The sequence below is a fragment of the Trichocoleus sp. Lan genome, assembly GCF_039961855.1.
Lineage (GTDB): Bacteria > Cyanobacteriota > Cyanobacteriia > Cyanobacteriales > FACHB-T130 > FACHB-T130.
The window spans coordinates 64,193-84,109 of sequence record NZ_JAMPKA010000001.1; the positions used below are offsets into that span (position 1 = coordinate 64,193).

Genomic DNA, 19,917 nt, shown 5'->3' on the forward strand with positions numbered 1-19,917 from the left:
ACTGATTACTGTGAGTCGTTAGCATTCAAAATTCTAAACTCAAAACTCGCTCCGGCTGAAAGCTATTCTTGGAAACAGGCATCAATCGTTCTAAAACTTGCTTCAGCACCATTGTCGCCCAGTCTACATCAGCTTCCTCTGTGTCCCGTCCCAGAGTGAAGCGAATGCCTCCCAAGGCAACTGCATCGCTGTATCCCATTGCCAGCAAGATGGGGCTGGGGCTGAGTTTGCCACTGTGACAGGCAGAACCGGCACTGATGGCAATTCCAGCTAGGTTCATCTGCCGCACCAAGGTTTTTCCGGTGACTTTTTCACTCTCACCGATGACGCTGAAACTGACGTGGTGGGGTAGCCGATGCTGCCTGTCGCCAGTAGGGATGAGGTGGGGAACATCCGCTAAATGGGAAAATAAGCGATCGCGCAATTTTATCAATCTCGGTGTCTCTGTTCCCAGTTCTTGCGCCGCCAACTCAGCCGCCATGCCAAAACCAGCAATCACCGGAACAGCCTGAGTCCCGGAACGCAGCTTCAATTCTTGCCCTCCCCCGCACAATAAGGGGGCTAACTCTACACCAGGGCGGACATAAACCGCACCCGCGCCTTGAATGCCATAGATTTTGTGGCTGGAAAGAGATAGCATATCCACCGGCAGCTGCTGCACGTCAATCGGCAAGCGCCCAGCCACTTGGACGGCATCGGTGTGAAACAACACCCCGTGGGAGTGGGCAATCTTGCCCAATTCCTCAATCGGTTGCAGCGTGCCGACTTCGCTTTGCCCGTAAATAATCGAAACTAATACTGTATTCGGTTGCAGTGCCTTTTCTAAATCGGTGGGATTGACTCTACCTTTGGTATCTACCGGCAACCGCGTCACCTGCCAACCCCACAATTCTAATAAACGCGCTGGTTCTGACACGGCTGAATGCTCGACGCTGGAGATAATAATATGCTGGGGCGTCCTGTAGCTGCGGGCAACCCCCATAATCGCCAGATTGTCTGCCTCGGTGCCGCCAGAAGTGAAGATAATCGACTCAGCCGGTGCGTTAATGAGTCCAGCGACTTGAATTCTTGCCTGTTCCAGAATCATTGCAGCCCGTTGCCCCCACTCGTGCAAACTGGAAGGATTTCCCCACTGCTGGGTGAGGACGGTTTGCATGAGGGCGATCGCTTCTGGGCGAGTGGGCGTAGTAGCACTATAATCCAGATAAATTTGCATGGTTGATTAAGCGACAGGCTGTCTCTTCTTTCAGCATATAGCGCCTCTCGCTAGAGCGTCTCTCACCTAACTACCCGGTTTGCAGACGTTATATTCTTCGTGAGACATGACTTCTTCTGGCACCAGCTTCGTCCCGCAGTCGCGGCAAATCATCCGGTAGTCGCGGCTCAAAGGGATACTAATAATCAAGCGGTTGTGGCGCATCCGCTTGCCCCGAAATTCGATATAGTTCCTACTACCCTCCAACCTGGCGATGATGGCACGCGCCTTCACTACCAAATGAGCGGGAAGATGTCTTAAATTAATCGGATCGAGTGAAAAAGAATCTTCCCACTCCTGTTTTTCCTGTTTTCTTTGAATCCAGGTGGCGCGTTCTTGAACGCAGCGATGGCACGTTTGACCATGACCTTTGTGACCGCACGAAAACGTTTTTTTTCTGGTTGGCATAAAAAATAGTGGTGTGGCTTGGTGCCTCCCACCCCCACAAAGCTTTTATCCTGTGGAAACTCTCCGCCGTGGGCGGTTGGACAAGATCAAAATTTTGTCCGCTTGCAGTTTATGTTAATGCAAGAGGGGCAAGTCTTTGAGAATCGTTTTCGCTTGCTGACGAAAAATCGGTGATGACACCACGAATCCGTCAGGTTATCGTGTGGGTGATGAAAGAAATTTATGCTTCGATGACGTAAAAAAGGGATGGCTAGTTCGCCTATCCTCTCTTATCTATCAGCGAATCCAACTTCCCGTGCATCTTCTTTTTTCCCCGCCGACAATCCGTCTGGGCTTCACGTTACTGCTGGCGCTAACTCTCGGCGCGTGTCAGCGGGTGCAGTCGCAGAATTCCCGTCTCACGCCTCTGCCGCAAGATCCTTTTGTCCAGGTATATTTCAACCACGCCCAAACAGCAGAATATACTGAACCTTACCGCCAGCAACGACGACAGGGAAATGATTTAGAGCAACAGATTGTCGATGCGATCGCGTCTGCGAAATCCAGCGTTGATGTCGCGGTGCAAGAGTTGCGCTTACCAAAGATTGCACAGGCGCTAGTGGATCGCAAGAAAGCTGGGGTAAAAGTTCGGGTAATTTTAGAAAATACCTACAGTCGTCCTCTCAGTGCGATCGCTCCAGCAGAGTTGGCGAAACTGCCGCAACGAGAACAGCAACGCTATCAAGAATTTCTCAAATTAGTAGACCGCAACGGCGAGAATCAGCTCAGTCCAGCGGAAATTAACCAAGGAGATGCCTTGGTCATGTTACGCAATGCGGGTATTCCGACAATTGACGATACCGCTGACGGTTCCAAAGGCAGCAGCCTGATGCATCACAAATTTGTTATCGTCGATAACGCAAAACTTATCGTGACTTCCGCTAACTTCACAACATCGGATATTCACGGTGATTTTGCCAAGCCTACCAGTTTGGGCAATGCCAATAACTTGCTGAAAATCGATAGTCCTGAGTTGGCAACCCTTTTCACCCAAGAGTTTAACGTGATGTGGGGCGATGGGCCAGGAGGCAACCCTGATAGTAAATTTGGCATCAAAAAGCCCTATCGACCCCCACAGCAAGTCAAGTTGGTCAATACCACCGTCACCGTCCAGTTTTCTCCAACTTCGACCACTCAACCCTGGAATCAAACCAGTAACGGCTTAATTGGCAAAACCTTAAGTACCGCCGCCCAAACTGTTGATATGGCGTTGTTTGTCTTCTCCGATCAGCATTTAGCGAATATTCTAGAAACCGACCATCAAAATGGGGTGCAGGTACGGGCTTTAATCGATCCCGATTTTGTCTATCGCCCCTACAGTGAAGCTTTGGACATGATGGGGCAAGCCCTAAGCAATCAATGCAAGTATGAGGTTGATAACCGCCCCTGGCAAGAACCGATTACCACAGTTGGCGTGCCATTACTGCCAAAGGGCGATTTGTTGCATCACAAATTTGGGGTGGTGGATAAAAAAAACGTCATCACTGGCTCCCACAACTGGTCAGAAGCTGCCAATAGCGGCAATGATGAGACGGTGTTAGTCATTGAAAGTCCGACGGTTGCTGCCCATTATGAGCGCGAATTCGACCGCCTTTATAAGAATGCTGTGTTAGGTGTTCCTGATGGGATTGGGCAGAAAATACAGGCACAACAGAAACAATGTTCCCAGCAAACAACAGCTTCTCAACCCTCCCAAACCACTCCAACTGCCAATCCAAAAGCCAAACTTCCGATCCAAAAGGCGCAACCACCGAAAAGTCTCTCTAATTCTCCTCAATCCTCTGTCCCTAGTCCTAAGTCCGATCCCTATCTGGTTAACCTCAATACTGCAACTCAAGAAGAAATCGAGGCATTGCCTGGAGTCGGGCCAAAATTAGCGCAACGCATTATTGAGGCGCGTCAGCAGAAATCTTTTACCTCGTTACAAGACCTTGACAAAGTGCCAGGAGTTGGCCCCAGCTTACTTGAGAAATTAAGCGATCGCGTGACTTGGTAGCAACTACTCCTTCTTTCCGGATAAAGACAATTTGCTGACGCTAACGACAAGTGGACTAGCATCTGACAGGATAGTGCTGGTCTTTATCTACTGGGGTGTTGTTCCATGAAGCTAATCCGCCTTCTCCTCAAAAATTCTTGGGTAACAGTCATTTTGGCTGCATTGACGGGTCTTCTCAGTGGTGGGAGTAGTGCGGGTCTAATAGCCCTGATTAACCTCACCTTAAGAGATATTCAACTACCAACAACGACCCTGGCTTGGAGCTTTTTTAGTTTGTGCTTTCTTCTGTTTGTAACCATGACTGCGTCCCAAGTCCTGATTGCCCGATTAGCAGAGGAGGTCATCTTCAATCTGCGAATGCTCTTAAATCAACGCATTCTGGCTTGTCCCTTGCGTCATTTAGAAGAAATTGGTTCCTCCCGGCTTCTAGCGACCCTCACAGAAGATATTGAGGTAATTTCTAGTGCCTCTATTTCCGTTTCTGGACTATTTGTAAATCTCGCCATTTTAGTGGGGTGCCTGCTCTATTTGAGCTGGCTATCTGTGCCTCTATTCTTTTTCATCCTAGGCTTCATGGTATTGGGAATCTTTAGTCATACTTTACTGGTGACGAAGGGTAGGGATTCTTTCAAGCTTTCCCGTGAAGTGCGAGACAGGTTATACGAACATTTCCGGACTACCACGGAGGGGACGAAGGAACTCAAGCTGCACCACTCTAGACGCCAAGCGTTTCTCTCTCAAGACCTCCAGTCTGCCGCTGCATCTTCTCGCCATTACCGAGTTGCGGCGATGAGTATTTTCGCTTTTGCTGGAAGTTGGGGGCTACTGTTGTTCTTCGTTCCCATTGGGTTGCTGATTTTTGGTTTACCTTTGCTAAGAAATATTCCTGTTTCTGTTCTATCCGGCTACGCCTTAACAATCGTATTTATGATTACTCCGTTGCGGGGGATTTTAAACACTCTTCCCGATTTAAGTAGAGCGAATGTTGCTTTAGATAAGATTGAATCGCTTGGCTTATCGTTGGTAGCCCAGAGAACTGAAGAGCATCTGACGACGACCCTAGATTCACAGCTTGAGTGGAGTTCTTTAAAATTAGTGGGAGTGACTCATGCTTACCGTGGGGAACGGGAAGAACATCGCTTCATTTTGGGGCCACTCGACGTAACTTTTCATCGTGGAGAATTAGTGTTTATTGTGGGTGGTAATGGGAGTGGCAAATCTACTCTTGTGAAGCTGCTGGTTGGACTCTATATTCCGGAATCGGGAGAAATTCAGTTTGACGGTAAACCGATTACAGATAAAAATCGCGAGTGGTATCGCCAGCAGTTTTCAGTTGTTTTCTCTGACTTCTATCTTTTTACCCGTCTTCTAGGATTAGACACTCCATCACTAACTAACCAAACCCAAAAGTATTTAAAAAAGCTGGAATTAGATCATAAAGTTCAGGTAAAAGACGGTATCCTTTCCACTACTGCCTTATCCCAAGGACAGCGCAAGCGTCTTGCTTTATTAACAGCGTATTTGGAAGATCGTCCTATTTATATATTTGACGAATGGGCTTCAGACCAAGACCCTGTATTCAAAGAAGTTTTTTATACTCAACTGTTACCAGAATTAAAAAGTAGAGGCAAAACTGTTCTGGTTGTTAGTCACGATGACCGATATTTTGAAGTTGCCGATAGGATTGTGAAGTTAGATTATGGAAAAGTGCAATATGATAAAAGCTTATATGGTTGATAATATTTTTTCTTAAACCCTTACTTGTAATTCGGAACCCCACCCCAGCCCTCCCCGTGAACGGGGAGGGGGAAATATGCTTCTTTCTCGTTCATGAGAGAATTGAAAGACTTTTCGTAAGTAAAGATGAGGGTAAATTTTTTTATTCTTTATGATTACTGATTAACAATTCCTCTTTGTTTAATAGTGTTCTCTGTGTTCTGAGATAAATCAGGCCAAGGTAAAAAATTTAGCCGAAGAATACGTTTATTCGGAACGTTGTCCCAAGCGCTAAAAACGCGCTTCCAATCATCCATAAATTCGGGTTGAACTTGCCCTAATGTTTTTACTAAAGAGTGATAGACGCGATCGCTTACTGCTTCATCGGATGTGACGCCTTGCCGAACTTCCAAATCGAACTCTAGATACTGTTGATCTTCTTCGTAAACAATTCGGGCGCGGTATAGTCCGGTGAGAATATCGTTGAGTTCTTCGCATTTTACCGCTGCATCCAACATATATTCGGTCAGATTAGTCCCTAAAAGAATTAAACAACTATCTGAGCGACCCGTGACTGCTAAAATATTTGGAAGCCAAGGGCTAGATTTTGCAATAATCTTAACTAAAGCTTCATCCTGAGAATCTAGCTTGTCCGAAGTAAGAATTGCTTTTCTTAATTTGCTCCAACTATATAACGCAACACGGTCGTAGAGAATGTAGCGCACTAGCGGAATTCCTTGCCAACGAGTCACGCAAAAGTGACCATCAACAAGTTCCACAAAAGTGTCGGAAGCAATGAAATGAAAGAAGTGAGGAATGGGAGATTCTAGACCTAGCGAATTAGCAAGTTTCTGGTTACGATACAGTATTTTTCGCAAAGCGATCGAAGCGAGAGATTCAGTTCCCAGTCCCCCAGTATCGGCGCTGGCGTACATAGAAAACATAAAGGGGATATCTTCTGCTATCCCCGCCCGATTTTGTAAAGAAGTGCGGATACTTTCTGGAAAAGGTTCACCAATTACGATGTATCTTAATTTTTCCAAGGGAAGCGATTGCTTTTGCTCACTTGCCTTTAGATGAAGATGCGCGATCGCAGATGGTACAATCAATAAAATAATCTGATCTACCAATGGGTTCATCTTGCAGATCATCTCGATAATATCATCTTGCTGGATGCCTGGGCAGAATACCCAAAAACGATAAGGCGTATTCGCTGCCATATTATTTAACGCCCAGGAAAAAGACACTCCTCCGAGAGAACTTCCTAAGCTAAGTCCGACAATTGCCAGCGTTTTTTTCTTGTGTACAGCAAAGGTTCGTTCCAGAAATATCCGGGTTTTAAGACCGACAAAACGGCTATTTGATTTTAGAATAGGCCAATAGAATGGGTTTCGGGATGAGCCGGAAGAACGAGCGATCGCATAAATTTTATCAGCATCATCTGCCAGCAATTCCTCGAATGGGTAAGCTAAAGCATAGGATTTTTTGTCTGACAAAGGTAGCTGGTTAAATGGAACTCGTGCTTTAATTCCTTGAGTTTCTAAAAACTGTTTGTAAGCGGGTACGCCTCGTTGGGCACGTTGATACACTCTTTCGGCTAATCTTTTCGACCCTAAAGAGTTTTTTATAAATGATTGAAATTTCATAGGGTAGTGCTAAAGAAGTTGGAAAATTTTCTTTTTTTACGAACCGCGAAGGCGCGAAGGGCGCGAAGGAAAGAGAGGGAAGAGAAGAAGACTCTATAAATAAGTCTTAAATTTCTAACCCTAAACGCAGGCTACTATAAGACGAACTAAAGGTTGAACAATTTTTAGATGTTACTTAATGAAATATTGAATGACTTAAATTAGATTGAAACAAAAATTTACTAAACTAAGTCATAAATTCCAGAGCTTTGCAAATTCTTAGTGTAATAAAGAAATAGGAACCCCAAACTGATTTTAGGGGTGGATGGAGGGGGGAAACTTCCCTATGTCAAGCTTTCTAGATCGGCACATTCACGCAGGCGTGAAGTTTTGAACGTTATTAGTATATAAATTATGGTGAATTTTAATTTGCAAGCGTCTAATTCTCTTCGCAAAACCCAAACTTTTAACAATCCCGATCGCTTTATTGAGGGATGGTATTGGGCTATTCCCTCTCACAATCTCAAGGTGGGTGAGGTGAAGCCTGTAACCCTTTTGGGAAGGGAACTGGCGATTTATCGGGGCAAGGATGGGAAAGCGATCGCTCTTGATGCATATTGCCCGCACATGGGCGCACACCTTGCCGAAGGAAAAGTCGAAGGCAACGGAATTCGCTGTTTTTTCCACAATTGGAAGTATGACCAAGTGGGGAAGTGTATCGATATTCCGTGTTTGGAAAAGCCGCTTCCAGCGAAGGTACAAAGTTGGCCTACGGCTGAGAAGTACGGGATGGTGTGGGTTTGGACTGGAGAAACACCACGACAGCCTTTGCCGTGCCCTCCCGAACTCAAAGACGAAGAATGCGATGCAGCGATCGCGTCTCGCTTTGTGAAGAACTGTCACCCTAACGTGGTGATGATTAACGCTATCGACGCCCAACACTTCAATACCGTTCACAACCTGCCACTGAAAATAGTGTTCGAGAAGCAGGAAGACGAAAACGCGATCGCCTTCAGTAACACCACGCGGGGAGGGGAAGATTCTCTGTTTGTAAAACTAATCCGCCCCTTATACAAAAATGAAGTTACTTATACTATGTGCTATTGGTACGGCAGCACTGGCACAGTGACACTTGGGCCAGACTTTCTCCATTTCTACATCATGTTTGCCCTTCGCCTCACCGAAGCCGGAAAAACTGAAGGACAGACTTTATTAATTACTAAGAAGCGTCCGGGTGTACTCGGCTGGATGTTTAACCGAATCGTGCTTTGGCTGACGAAAATGGTGGGGCATTACTTTGCCAAAGGAGACACCCAAGTTTTCCAAACGATTAAGTTTGACTTTCAGACTCCGACGAAAGAGGATAAGTCGATTATCCAGTTCATCCAGCACGTCGAGAAACAGAGAGCGATCGCGTGGGGAACTTGGGAGGCGGCTTTGCCGGAGGAGGAGCAGCGGCAATATGATTTGGATAAGGCAGTCCTAACCCCCCAACCCCATTCCCTGCAAGGAAAGGAGGTGCAGGACTCCCCAATTCTCGCAGCAGAAGGTCAGGGAAGCCGAAAGGTAAAGGAGAATTCTTCCTCAGTCCTCAGTCCTCCCTCCTCAACAACCAGTCCTCCCTCCTCAGCACTCAGTCCTCCCTCCTCAGCACTCAGTCCTGTCTCCCTAACCACGGAGGCGAGATGAGTTCTGTATTGATTACAGGCTGTTCGTCCGGCTTTGGTCGGGCTATGGTTGATGAGTTTCTTCGGCGGGGTTGGCACGTCATTGGTACGATGCGGAACGCACCGCAGCGACGGGAAATCCTCACGGAATCCCTAGAAAAATATAGCGATCGCTTGACGATTCTCAGCCTGGAAATCACCGAATCCAGCCAACGAGATGCCGTAGTTGAAGCAGTTCGTCAAAGAGGTCGGCTGGATTGTTTGGTAAATAATGCAGGCTACAGATTCTACGGCGCTTTGGAGGATTTGAGCGAGGAGCAAATCCGCCGTCAATTTGAGGTAAATTTCTTCGGTGGCGTGTTCCTGACTCGCGCTTTGCTTCCGTTGATTCGGGAAGCGCAGGGAACCCTGATTTTTATCTCCTCCACTTTCGGCTTTACGGGCTTTCCCTTAACCTCGGCTCATTGCGCCAGCAAGTATGCTCTGGAAGGCTTAGCAGAGAGTCTTTATTACGAGCTTGAGTCCCACGGGGTTCGTGTCGCTTTGGTAGAACCTGGAGCCAGCAAGACGACGAACAATGGCAAGAATATGAGCTGGGCGGAAGGGAACTCTCAAACTTATCGAATTCAGACGGAAAACTACCGGAGGCTGAATCAGCGAGTTATCTCAACGGCTCAGGATAATACGCATCTGGTCGCCAAACGGGTTGCTGATATTGCCGAAGGAAGCGATCGCCAACTCCGCCGTCGAGTCGGTTGGGATGCCAATTTCACCCATATTTATCAACAAATGTTGCCAGACAGGTTGCGCCTGCCTTTATCAAAAATGATTTATCGACGACTGTTTACGGGGAGCAAAAGCCGATGAATCAATACCAAAAAACAGCAGGCTTCAACTTACCCCACCTCCAATCTGACGACAAGCTGCGTCGCGTACTCTCCTCAGCCTTGAAGAGTCGGCTGGGTGACGATCCGATTTCCCCAGAATTTATGAGCAATTCCTACTGGGACGCCGCTCACTTTGGTCTTGAGAAAGTCAAGATTTTCCAAGATTCTAGCCAACAAGAGCAAGCAGAAATCCTGCGGCGATGCAGTAGCGGGCTTCTAGAAGAAGCCTATTTCATCGAAAAAGCCGGAGTCGGTTACATGGCAAAAATGGTGCTGCTGGCAGAAACCACCGAGGAGCGAATGCTCTACGCACTCTTCAGCTCCGACGAAGTGACTCACCTTGCCCAGATTAGTCATTTTTTGCCTGAAAAACACCTCCTGGGGACAGACGACCCCTTCTTGCGCTTCCTGGCAGATTTGGTGGAAACCCAGGATAAAACAGTCCTGCTATTTGTGCTTCAGGTAGTGCTAGAGGGGTGGGGTTTGAGCCATTACAGAAGTCTCGCCAAAGACTGTGTAAATCCTCAGCTAGCTGGGATATTCGAGGGATTTTTGCAAGACGAGAGCCGTCACCACGGCACCGGAGTCACTCTGTTCAACCAGATATCCGTCTCCCAAGCGAGTCAAGCAACCATCATCGAAACCCTAGCCCTATTTTTGCAGATGGTTCGGGTAGGGCCTCAGAGTGTCGTCGCCGCCATTGAGCAAGTGAAGGGTCATTTGTCCCGCCAGCAGAAGCTGAGGATTTTCCAGGAACTCGACACAGAGACTCATAGCGGAATCCGTCTCAATCTCCTGCGTTCCCTGATGCGGGGAGAAGAGGCGGGAATTATCGTTCAAGAACTAGAGGATCGGGGGGCGTTCCAGCCTTTCCCCGCAGAAAAATGCGTATGAATAAAACACTAAACGAACCCAAAGACAACATGCTTCTAGAAGACCCAAAGGTTGACCAGCAACTTCAGATTAACGAAACCAAAGGGAACACCCTTCTAGAGAACTCAAAAGTCTATCGCAAGCTTCAGATCAACCACACGCGCAATAAACAGCAGGATCATACCCAACTGCTCGACGAAGCCGCAGCATCTTTCCGATATGAAGACTGCAAAAATGAATATTGGAACCCGGAAGAATATTCCTTACTCTACGGAACTCCGTTGTGGGAACAAGCGAGCGTAAGCCAAAGAATAATCTTAAATCAACTTTATTGGGTAGCTTACTATTCGCAGATCGTTTCCGCAGAAATTGCCACGATTTACTTTAATCAGACTAGCGCCGCCGGACTTTACGCCCAAGAAGACTTTCGCCTAGTTTGCGATACCCTCGACTTAGAATCTGCTCAGGAAAGGGCACATATCAGCGCCTTCAGAAAAATCTCTAGCGAGGTAGAAGCACAGCTTTTTGGCAAGCGCGTTTTCAGCTATCCTATGCGCGGGCCATTTGCAGAGACAATGATTTTTGCGGACACCAATGCTCTCAAGACGTGGTGGAAAAAACTTCAGTTGCAAAGCTTTGGAATGCTGTCAGCAGGCAATACTTTTCTGGCTTGCCAATACTTCACCGTTCGGGGTATCCGGACGCTAAACGGTAAATTAGTGCAGCATAAGCTCAGCAACTACTACCAAAAGCATCCCAACCCAGAGAACGCTCCCATTCCCTCGAAAATTTCCTTTTATCACTTCATGGATGAGAGCTTTCACTTTAACAGCTCTACGATTCTTTCCCATGACGTAGTGAAGTGTCTCAAGCCGCCAACTGCTTTTGAGAAGCTAGTGGCAAACTTGGGAATACGCGGCTGTCAGAGAGATCACTATCACTTTTCAGTCGCGATTAACGGGATTTTTTGGTACGACCCCGCCCTCTATTCGGCAATTTACGAGGTATTGCGATCGCCTATTTTTGGAATGAGCGACCCAGAAGCCAAAGAAATGATGCGATTGTGCTTCACAGAGGAATCTGAAGGGCTGCACCTCAGCTACAAAACCCGTACAGAAGCGATGGATTCCTACAAAGTTTACCTCGAAAAAGTTGACTACGCTTGGGCAAGTAACCGGGAGATGTCCATCATGGCTGCTAATTCTATTCCCCAGTACCTCGCTACTCAAAAGAAGGTAATTGGTAATTGGGCTTAGGAAAAATTTTACCCATTACCGACTTGAGAAATAACCGTGCATATTTCCTACTTTTTTACATGAACGAGTCTCAAAATCTAAACACGCAACCCCTTTTGAAAATGAAAATATTTAACAATTGGGATGTTGTTGCCAAAGGCTGGTATATTGCTTGCCCTAGCCGAGAACTTCCTCCAGGTAAGGCAAAATCCTTAGAAATCTGCGGACAAAAAATTGTTGTCTTTCGCGGACAAGATGGGAAAGTTCGCGCTTTAGATGCTTATTGTCCCCACCTAGGAACCGATTTAGGAATTGGGCGGGTTGATGGAAATTCGATTCGTTGTTTTTTCCATCATTGGGCATTTGATGGAGAAGGAAAGTGTCAAGATATCCCCTGCCAATCGGCGATTCCTGAAAAAGCTTTCCTTCAATCTTATGCTACTGATGAAAAATACGGTTTGATTTGGGTGTATCCAGATTCAAAAGCACCAGAAGGTGTGGCAGAATTTGATGAACTTAAAGGCAAATCAATTGTAACAGTACACGACAAAGCATTTGAGCGGAGTTGTCATCATCACATTTGTATGATGAATGGAATTGATGCTCAACATTTACAAACTGTTCACAAAGTAGACATCAATATGAATCTATCCTTGCGTCAGAATCAATCTGGCAATGTGATAGATTTTACTCTTCAAGGGGAGTTTCCTAAAACTACTCGAAGAGAACGCCTGGGGCGAAAAATTCTCGGCGATACTTATGAGTATTCTATGAGATATGCCGATGGCTGCATCGGACTTTTAACGATGATGAAGAATGTTCGGCTTTTTCCTTCGCTGCACATGATTTATGCCTATACTCCAGTTGCACCTGGAAGAACTCGTATTCAACCGATTTATGTGGCAGAGAAAAGAACAGGATTGTTTGGTTGGTTGGTGACGCAACTATTACTCTTATTCACCCGTCTGGGATACTATGCTTTGAAAGGGGAAGATGGACAAATTTATGACAATATTCGTTATAATCCCAATGCAATTCTGAATATTGATACGCCATTAGTTAAGTATATGTATTATGTAAACAAACTTGAAGTTTCTGTATGGTCTAAAAATTTCAATTATATAAAATAAATGATTTGCAATCAGGTCAGTTAATTTGGATTTATGATTTTTTGGACGAACCGCTAAGGACGCAGAGGACGCCAAGGAAGAGAAAGAGAGAAGAGGTTTCGGTTGGGTTGAGGCTCGAAAGCCAACGTTGTTAACGATTTGCAAGCTTGGGTTTCCCTTTGTTTAACACAACCTACAAATGAAGGGGTTTTAACTAATTAACAAAAATTTTTATTGGTGGATACTTAACTAAAAATTTTTAATTAAATATGAATGATGAATGCTGTATTATCCGCTTTCCAGAAACAGATTATTCTCCCTTAATTCTGGCAAAGCACTCTAATCTTTCGGAGCATCTTACAGTACAAAATTCTCCGGTACTTTTTGGGTGTCGTACCGGAATTTGTGGGACTTGCATTGTAGTTGTAAGAGGTAATATTCCTCTTCCTCGCAAAGATGAAAAGGAAGTATTAGAAACTCTAGCACCAGGAAATAACCAAGTGAGGTTAGCTTGTCAATTGGATCTCACCAGTGACATTGAAATTGCTGCTTTTTATGATGAAGAATGAAGCCAAAAAATCTTCTATTTCTTATTTTTAATTTATTGCGGAGGATTAGTGAAATTTGAAGATTTCTGGTATGTTGTGGCACTCAGCGAACATCTGAAGCCGAATACTGTGCTGGAACGCACGGTTTTGGGGGAATGGCTGGCAGTTTTTCGAGGAGATGACGGAAAACCAGTGGCATTGCGCGATCGCTGTATGCACAGAAACAGCCGTCTCTCTAAAGGAAAAGTCTGTCAGGGAATGCTCCAATGTCCCTACCACGGCTGGGTTTACGACAAAACTGGGAAGGTAGTCGCTGTCCCCGCAGAGGGAGAAGATTTTAAGGTGACTCATGCTCGTCGCACTCAGCATTACGACACTAGAGAGCAGGATGGATACGTCTATGTGAGGCTGGCACAAAAGCCGAGTGAGGAGTTTGAGCCTTTTCAAATGCCTTACTACGGAAAGCCTGGATGGGAGACGGTACGGGTTATTAACCGTTTTCGGAACAACGTTACCAACTGTGCGGAAAATTTTATCGATATTCCTCACACCGCCTCGGTTCACCCTGGGGTATTTCGCACCTCTCGCAAGCAAAAGCTGGAAATGATGGTAGAGAGGCGAGACGGCTCAGTTTTCGCAGAATACCGCAACGAAACGACAAATCTCGGCTGGTATACCCGCTTTCTAAATCGGAAAGGTTACGAGATCCGGCACACGGATAGTTTTCATATGCCAAACGTTACCAGCGTGGAATACGATATGGCACCGAAAAGAAGGCTTTTTATTACTAGCCAATCGATTCCGGAAGCGGAGGACTCTACTCTCGTCTATACCGACGTCACTTTTAACTACGGCATCTGGAATAAGATTGCGCGTCCCTTTGTTCGCTGGACTGCCCAATATATTATCCGTCAGGATGTGGAAGCGCTTGGTATTCAGCAAGAGGTAATCGAAAAGTACGGCACCCAGTTTGCCAATACCCCAGCTGACACAATCCACGTCCTAGTTGAATCGATTCGGAGCAAGATTGAAGCAGGAGAAGATCCTAGAACTCTCTTGGATAAGTCTGTTCAAGTAACCTTCTGGGTTTAATCGGTGGGAGTCTATCAATGCTTATCAATCACTGGGAATCCGGAACCCCACCCCAACCCTCCCCGTTAACGGGGAGGGAGAAATCCTACTTCCCCTCGTTAACCAGGGAAATGCGGCGGGTTCTATAACCCCACCCCAACCCTCCCGGTTAACGAGGAGGGAGAAATCCTATTTCCCCTCGTTAGCGAGGGAAATTCAGCGGGTATAGAAAAACCTCTCCCCACACTCCGGCACCCCTCTCCGTTAACGGAGAGGGGTTGGGGGTGAGGTTCCAAATGATGACGATTCAAACGAATTCAATATCAGGCAACATTCCCTAAATTGAGCGATTAGCGATGGGAGTATTCTTTACTTTTGCGATCTTAATGACGCTGACTGTGGCGAATCAGCGCAGTTTTACCGCCTTGCGAATGAGAACCTATGAGGACTGGATTTTAGATGCTGTTGGTCTGTTTTTTCAGGGTGTTCTCATCCCAATTCTTCAGCTGACAGTAGTTTACCATCTGTACCACTATCTTCTACCCAGCGATCGCGCCTTGCTTGCTCTGCCTCCAGTCGCGGCATTCTTGCTGAGCTTCGTGTTTGTGGATTACATCTACTACTGGAACCATCGCTTGCTACATAATCGGTGGCTCTGGTCTCTCCACGCGGTTCATCATACCAGCACCGAAATGAATGTCTTGTCTACTTCTAGAAATACTCTGTGGACGAGCTTTTTGATCGTCTACTTATGGGTTCACGCTCTATTTATTTATCTGCTGCAAGATCCCACATGGTACATCGCCGGTGTCAGTCTTAGCTCAGCTTTAGACTTGTGGCGTCACAGCACCATAACTCCAACACCAAACTCTTCGCTGTATCGCTGGTTATCGACTTTGCTGATACTACCTCAAGATCATGCTTGGCACCATGCGAGTAGCTCAGTTTGTGGCAATTACGGAGCCAACTTTAAGCTTTGGGATTGGATGCACGGAACGTATTACAAAAGCGATCGCGTACCGGATTCTTTGGGGGTCAAAATCAACCTTACCTTAACTCAGAAGCTACTGTGGCCTTGGAAGAATTAGCAATTAAAAATTAAAAAATTGACTTCTTCATTTTTAATGCAAGCATTTTTAATTTCACTATGACTTTCCTCGGCACAATACTCTCCTGTTTTCCCGCCTTAGTTATCCTGATTGCGATCGCGTCTTTTCTGGGGATCTGCTTCTTTCCAGGAATCTTCAGCATCTCGGCTCTTTTCCTTTCTCTGTATGGGTTTCCCCTGTTGGTGTATCGCCTCCACGAGCGTTTTTACCCAGTTAAGGAAGGGATCAGCTATCTAGGCAGCAAAGAGTATTCACCCTGGTGGGGAAGTCACCAAATCCAAGTTATCTACATTGCATTTCCAGCGCTGGAAACCCTGCTACGCCTGATTCCTGGTGCTTTTTCTCTATGGCTGAGACTGTGGGGAGCCAAGATTGGTAAAAGCGTTTACTGGACACCGCAGTTAGAAATAGCCGATCGCGGACTGATTGAGGTAGGCGATCGCGCAGTTTTCGGTCACGGAGTTGGCATCTACTCCCACATCATCAAACCTAGAAAACAGGACTTGATGCTGTATGTCAAAAAAGTGAAAATCGGCAGCAACGTCTTCCTAGGAGCCTGGAATCACATTGGCCCCGGAGTTGTAGTTGAGGAAGGAACCTACGTTCCGGTTGCGACCCACATTTATCCCAACAAGAAATTCAAGTGATATCCAACCGAAGGCAACGAACACACCGCCTCCGACTCCCTTTTTGACTTCCGCCCCCCCTCTTAACTTCCGGCTCCCCTCTCCGCTGGCGGAGAGGGGCTGGGGGTGAGGTTCCAAATTAATCCTCCAAACAAATTTGATATGATGCGCCCTATTGTCAAGCTTTTCGGACAACTTCTTTCCCCCTACGCCAAGGGCTTCTTGCAAGCACTAGAAAATCCCCAAAGAACCCAGCAATCCGTTCAAGAGGAAATTGTAGACAATCTTGCCAAGAGTGAATATGGCAAATTTTTAGGTATCCGATCGGTTGCAGATTGGCATCGCATTCCGATTGTTAACTACGACGATCTCAAAGAGTGGATCGAGCGGCAAAAAACAACCCAGCAGCCAATCTTGACACCAGAATCGATTCTCTTTTACGAAAAGACTTCCGGAAGTAGTGGCTCGGCAAAATCCATTCCTTACACCAAATCTCTTCGAGCTACCTTTAACCAGATGTTCTGTGTTTGGGCACATGACCTAATTCAGCATGGCCCAGGCTTTTCTACGGGTAAGATATACTTCTGCATCTCTCCCCGGCTTGATACTGCAAGCCCAAATAGCATTCCCGTCGGATTGGAGGATGATTCGGAGTATCTGGACGAATGGTTAATGTTATTTCTTCGTCCTTTTCTGGTTTCTCCTCCCGGATTGAATCGCCTTCGCAATGCAGAGGAATTCAAGGAGAAACTTGCCCACGCGCTCCTACTCGAAGAAAATCTGGAAGTTATCTCGATTTGGAGTCCAAGTTTCCTTCGCGTACAACTCGACTACATCCAGACGCATCGAGTACGACTGTGGAAAGAACTCAAAAACAAAATGTCAGCAAAGCGTTCTAAACTCCTGTTGCAGCCAGAGATTCCGTGGACGCTGCTTTGGCAAGAATTAAAGTTAATTTCTTGCTGGGATAGTGCTAATGCGGCAGATGGTGCAGGATTTTTGCGATCGCTGTTTCCGGGTGTCATGGTGCAGGGAAAAGGACTCCTCGCCACCGAAGCACCGATGACGATTCCCCTAATTGAGGCAAAGGGATGCGTCCCGATGCTCGATCAGGTGTTCTTTGAGTTTGAGGATGGAGAGGGGAAAATCCACCGACTCCACGAGATTGTGGCGGGGATTGACTACGAGATAATTATTTCTCAGAAAGGGGGATTATACCGCTACCGAATTGGCGATCGCGTGCGCGTCAGCCACTTTTATCAAGGAACGCCGTGTCTGGAATTTTTGGGGAGAAATCAGGCGACAAGCGATCTCGTGGGTGAGAAGCTGCATTCTGAATTCGTGCGTTCTGTCCTTGAGGATTTGGCGCTAGAAAAAACGTTTTTCAAGAGTTTGGTACCTGTCAGAAAGCCAGTGGATCGTTATATTCTTTTGCTCGACACTGCCAAAGAGTCACCCGATGCGATCGCTCAACGATTAGATGATGCTTTGATGCGATCGCACCACTATCGACAAGCTCGACTTTTAGGACAGCTGGCTCCAGCGCGGGTGCTGGTCTCAAGACAAATCCCGGAAATTCTCACCCTGTATGGGATGCGAGCTGGCAAGAAATGGGGAGACTTGAAACATCCTCTGTTAGCGATCGCACCCCTTGAAGAAGAATTACTCGTCGAACTAGAAAAAGCCTCTCAGAACAATTGTTTTCGCTGACATCTTCTCTAGAGATTTTGAGTCAGGAGTTGCATACAAAGAAAGGAAAAACCGAGTGCTTACACTCGCGCTACGCGATCGCGCCCCTCTTTTTTGGCTGCATAAAGTGCCGCATCAGCCGCATTAATTAGATGTTGCGGCAACAATTCTAAATTGGGTACACTACTCGCCACGCCTAAACTGACGGTTACATAGCCGCACACTTTAGACTGACTGTGGGGAAGCGCCAAGTTACTAACTGCCTGTCGAATCGCCTCTGCTACGAAAACCGCTCCTTCAATATCAGTGTTAGGAAGAATTACGGCAAATTCTTCCCCACCATATCGCGCCACTAAATCCGCGGGACGCCGGACAACACTTTTAATCGCACCAGCTACCTGTCGCAAACAATCATCCCCTGCCAGATGACCGTAAGCATCGTTGTAGCGTTTGAAAAAATCCACATCTAACAAAATCAAAGACAGCGGTGCTTGTTCCCGTCTTAGTCGCTTCCAGTCAGTATTCAGACACTCATCAAATCGGCGACGATTCGCAATCTGAGTTAAGCCGTCTAGGTTAGCGAGTTGCCGGAGTTCCCGGTTGGCAGACTGCACATATTGGTAGAGTTGGGATTGATGAATTGCGATCGCTACCTGATTTGCCAACTGAGACAACAAATCCACTTCAAATGGCTGCCAGTCACGAGGAGCAGCACACTGGTGAGCAATCAGTAACCCCCACAGACGTTCTTCTTTCAAAACCGGCATTGCTACAACAGCTTTGACCTGATAGCGTTGGAAAAACTCAATCCCATCACCTGTAAAATTAAACTTTTCAATATTGTCCAAAACGATTGGGAATCCCTGAAAAAAAGTGCTAAAACCTTCTTGAATCCAGGATGGATTCACAGTCTGTCCTAACATGTGAGGGTAGTTCTTACCAACTGATTCTGCTACAAAGGTGCCGTTATTGTTAGCGGCGAACTGGTAGATAGCTACCCGATCCGAAAGCAAACACTGTCGAATGCTGTTGACTGTCGCATCCAGAATCTCGTCTAAATTCAGCGATTGGCGAATTTGTTGAGTAACTTCAGCAATTAGCCGTTCCCGTGCTGCTTGTTGTCGCAACACTTCCTCCGCTTTCTTGCGCTGAATCATTGAGCCTAATTGGGTCGCGACTGCATTGACGAGTTGGAGCGATCGCTCATCCGGCGTGATTTCCTGCTCATGAAAAAATATCAAAACTGCCAGCACTTGATGGTCGAAGGCGATTGGAATTCCTAAGACTCCTTTAAGTCCCGCTTGCTTGGCAATTTGACTCCGCAGAAAAAGGGTCGAGTTCTCCTGCGTTATGTCTGCGATCCATTCCACTTGTTGGGACAGCCACACTCGTCCTGGCAATCCCTCCCCAAGAGAAAAACGAAACGCCTCACTCTGGCGTCGAAATTCATCAAAACGGATATCCTGGTACCAACATCGACAATATTCAAGTACAGTCCCCTTCGAGGAAGGCATCCATACTTCCCCAATATCCCAACCGAGATTTTGACAAAGATTGATTAAAATGACTTCTAATGCTTCTTCTACATCAGCAGCAGAACTAATTGCTTGAGTTGTAGTCAGTAAAAGTTGTAATTGTGTATTCTGAGTTTGCATCTGTAACTGAAACCGACGCAGCCGTAATTGATGTTCAATTCGTACTAAAACCTCAATCGGCTCAATCGGTTTGGTGACGTAATCTACTGCCCCTAATGTAAAAGCATTCACCTTATCAAAGGTTGCATCTAAAGCACTGATGAAAATAACTGGGATACTACAGGTTTGCTCTGAGGCTTTCAACTGTCGGCAAACTTCATACCCATCCATATCCGGCATTTTGATATCGAGCAAAATCAAATCGGCAGGGCTTGCCTGAACTGATTGCAGCGCTAGCTTACCACTCAGAGCAACACGCACTTTATATCCATGATTTGACAAAATTTTAGTTAACAAACTAACATTTGCTGGAGTATCGTCTACTACCAGTATTTTCTCTTTTAATTTTAAATCTTGACCCTGATCCATA

The 19,917-nt window shown here is 46.3% G+C and carries 15 protein-coding genes and 1 pseudogene; 12 read left to right on the forward strand and 4 right to left on the reverse strand.

Going from position 1 to position 19,917, the window contains the following annotated elements; translation table 11 throughout:
* Nucleotides 1–25 precede the first annotated feature (25 nt).
* Nucleotides 26–1,216, reverse strand: a complete 1,191-nt coding sequence (locus tag NDA03_RS00275) for a cysteine desulfurase family protein (protein ID WP_348236970.1) — start codon at nt 1,214–1,216, stop codon at nt 26–28.
* 66 nt (nt 1,217–1,282) lie between these two features.
* Nucleotides 1,283–1,663 (reverse strand): hypothetical protein, encoded by a 381-nt coding sequence (locus NDA03_RS00280; RefSeq protein ID WP_348236971.1) that lies wholly within the window; start codon nt 1,661–1,663, stop codon nt 1,283–1,285.
* 295 nt (nt 1,664–1,958) lie between these two features.
* Between NDA03_RS00280 and NDA03_RS00285 the strand changes: the two genes are divergently transcribed.
* Nucleotides 1,959–3,698, forward strand: coding sequence for a phospholipase D-like domain-containing protein (locus NDA03_RS00285; protein ID WP_348236972.1), 1,740 nt, complete (start codon nt 1,959–1,961; stop codon nt 3,696–3,698).
* A 105-nt stretch (nt 3,699–3,803) separates the two neighbouring features.
* Nucleotides 3,804–5,435 carry a cyclic peptide export ABC transporter gene (locus tag NDA03_RS00290; RefSeq protein ID WP_348236973.1) on the forward strand — a complete coding sequence of 544 codons (1,632 nt, stop codon included), beginning with the start codon at nt 3,804–3,806 and terminating at the stop codon, nt 5,433–5,435.
* Between the two features lie 155 nt (nt 5,436–5,590).
* Here NDA03_RS00290 and NDA03_RS00295 read toward each other — a convergent pair whose 3' ends face one another.
* Complete coding sequence (locus tag NDA03_RS00295) at nt 5,591–7,060, reverse strand: hypothetical protein (protein WP_348236974.1); 1,470 nt, start codon at nt 7,058–7,060, stop codon at nt 5,591–5,593.
* Between the two features lie 393 nt (nt 7,061–7,453).
* Here NDA03_RS00295 and NDA03_RS00300 point away from each other — a divergent pair.
* The 10 genes and pseudogenes from NDA03_RS00300 to NDA03_RS00345 form a co-directional block, all read left to right on the forward strand.
* Nucleotides 7,454–8,470: pseudogene (locus NDA03_RS00300) on the forward strand (aromatic ring-hydroxylating dioxygenase subunit alpha); the annotation flags it as partial.
* Between the two features lie 254 nt (nt 8,471–8,724).
* Nucleotides 8,725–9,573, forward strand: coding sequence for an SDR family oxidoreductase (locus tag NDA03_RS00305; protein WP_348236975.1), 849 nt, complete (start codon nt 8,725–8,727; stop codon nt 9,571–9,573).
* Nucleotides 9,570–10,487 carry a ferritin-like domain-containing protein gene (locus NDA03_RS00310; RefSeq protein ID WP_348236976.1) on the forward strand — a complete coding sequence of 306 codons (918 nt, stop codon included), beginning with the start codon at nt 9,570–9,572 and terminating at the stop codon, nt 10,485–10,487. The genes NDA03_RS00305 and NDA03_RS00310 overlap by 4 nt, the downstream gene beginning before the upstream one ends.
* A 29-nt stretch (nt 10,488–10,516) precedes the next feature.
* The gene (locus NDA03_RS00315; protein ID WP_348237079.1) at nt 10,517–11,722 is read left to right on the forward strand and encodes a P-aminobenzoate N-oxygenase AurF; all 1,206 of its coding nucleotides are present in this window, start codon (nt 10,517–10,519) and stop codon (nt 11,720–11,722) included.
* Between the two features lie 59 nt (nt 11,723–11,781).
* Complete coding sequence (locus NDA03_RS00320; RefSeq protein ID WP_348237080.1) at nt 11,782–12,831, forward strand: aromatic ring-hydroxylating dioxygenase subunit alpha; 1,050 nt, start codon at nt 11,782–11,784, stop codon at nt 12,829–12,831.
* A gap of 248 nt (nt 12,832–13,079) precedes the next feature.
* Nucleotides 13,080–13,379: a 2Fe-2S iron-sulfur cluster-binding protein gene (locus tag NDA03_RS00325; protein ID WP_190413393.1), complete on the forward strand. Its 300-nt coding sequence runs from the start codon at nt 13,080–13,082 to the stop codon at nt 13,377–13,379.
* A gap of 48 nt (nt 13,380–13,427) precedes the next feature.
* Complete coding sequence (locus NDA03_RS00330) at nt 13,428–14,450, forward strand: Rieske 2Fe-2S domain-containing protein (protein ID WP_190413391.1); 1,023 nt, start codon at nt 13,428–13,430, stop codon at nt 14,448–14,450.
* Nucleotides 14,451–14,785: 335 nt separating this feature from the next.
* On the forward strand, nt 14,786–15,517 hold the full coding sequence (locus NDA03_RS00335) for a sterol desaturase family protein (RefSeq protein WP_348236977.1): 732 nt from the start codon (nt 14,786–14,788) through the stop codon (nt 15,515–15,517).
* 59 nt (nt 15,518–15,576) lie between these two features.
* A complete protein-coding gene (locus tag NDA03_RS00340; RefSeq protein ID WP_348231881.1) occupies nt 15,577–16,185 on the forward strand; it encodes an acyl transferase in 609 nt (202 codons plus the stop codon).
* Between the two features lie 144 nt (nt 16,186–16,329).
* On the forward strand, nt 16,330–17,874 hold the full coding sequence (locus tag NDA03_RS00345) for a GH3 auxin-responsive promoter family protein (RefSeq protein WP_348237081.1): 1,545 nt from the start codon (nt 16,330–16,332) through the stop codon (nt 17,872–17,874).
* Nucleotides 17,875–17,933: 59 nt separating this feature from the next.
* Here the strand turns inward: NDA03_RS00345 and NDA03_RS00350 are convergent, their stop codons facing one another.
* Nucleotides 17,934–19,916, reverse strand: coding sequence for a diguanylate cyclase (locus tag NDA03_RS00350; RefSeq protein WP_348236978.1), 1,983 nt, complete (start codon nt 19,914–19,916; stop codon nt 17,934–17,936).
* Nucleotide 19,917: the final 1 nt, after the last annotated feature.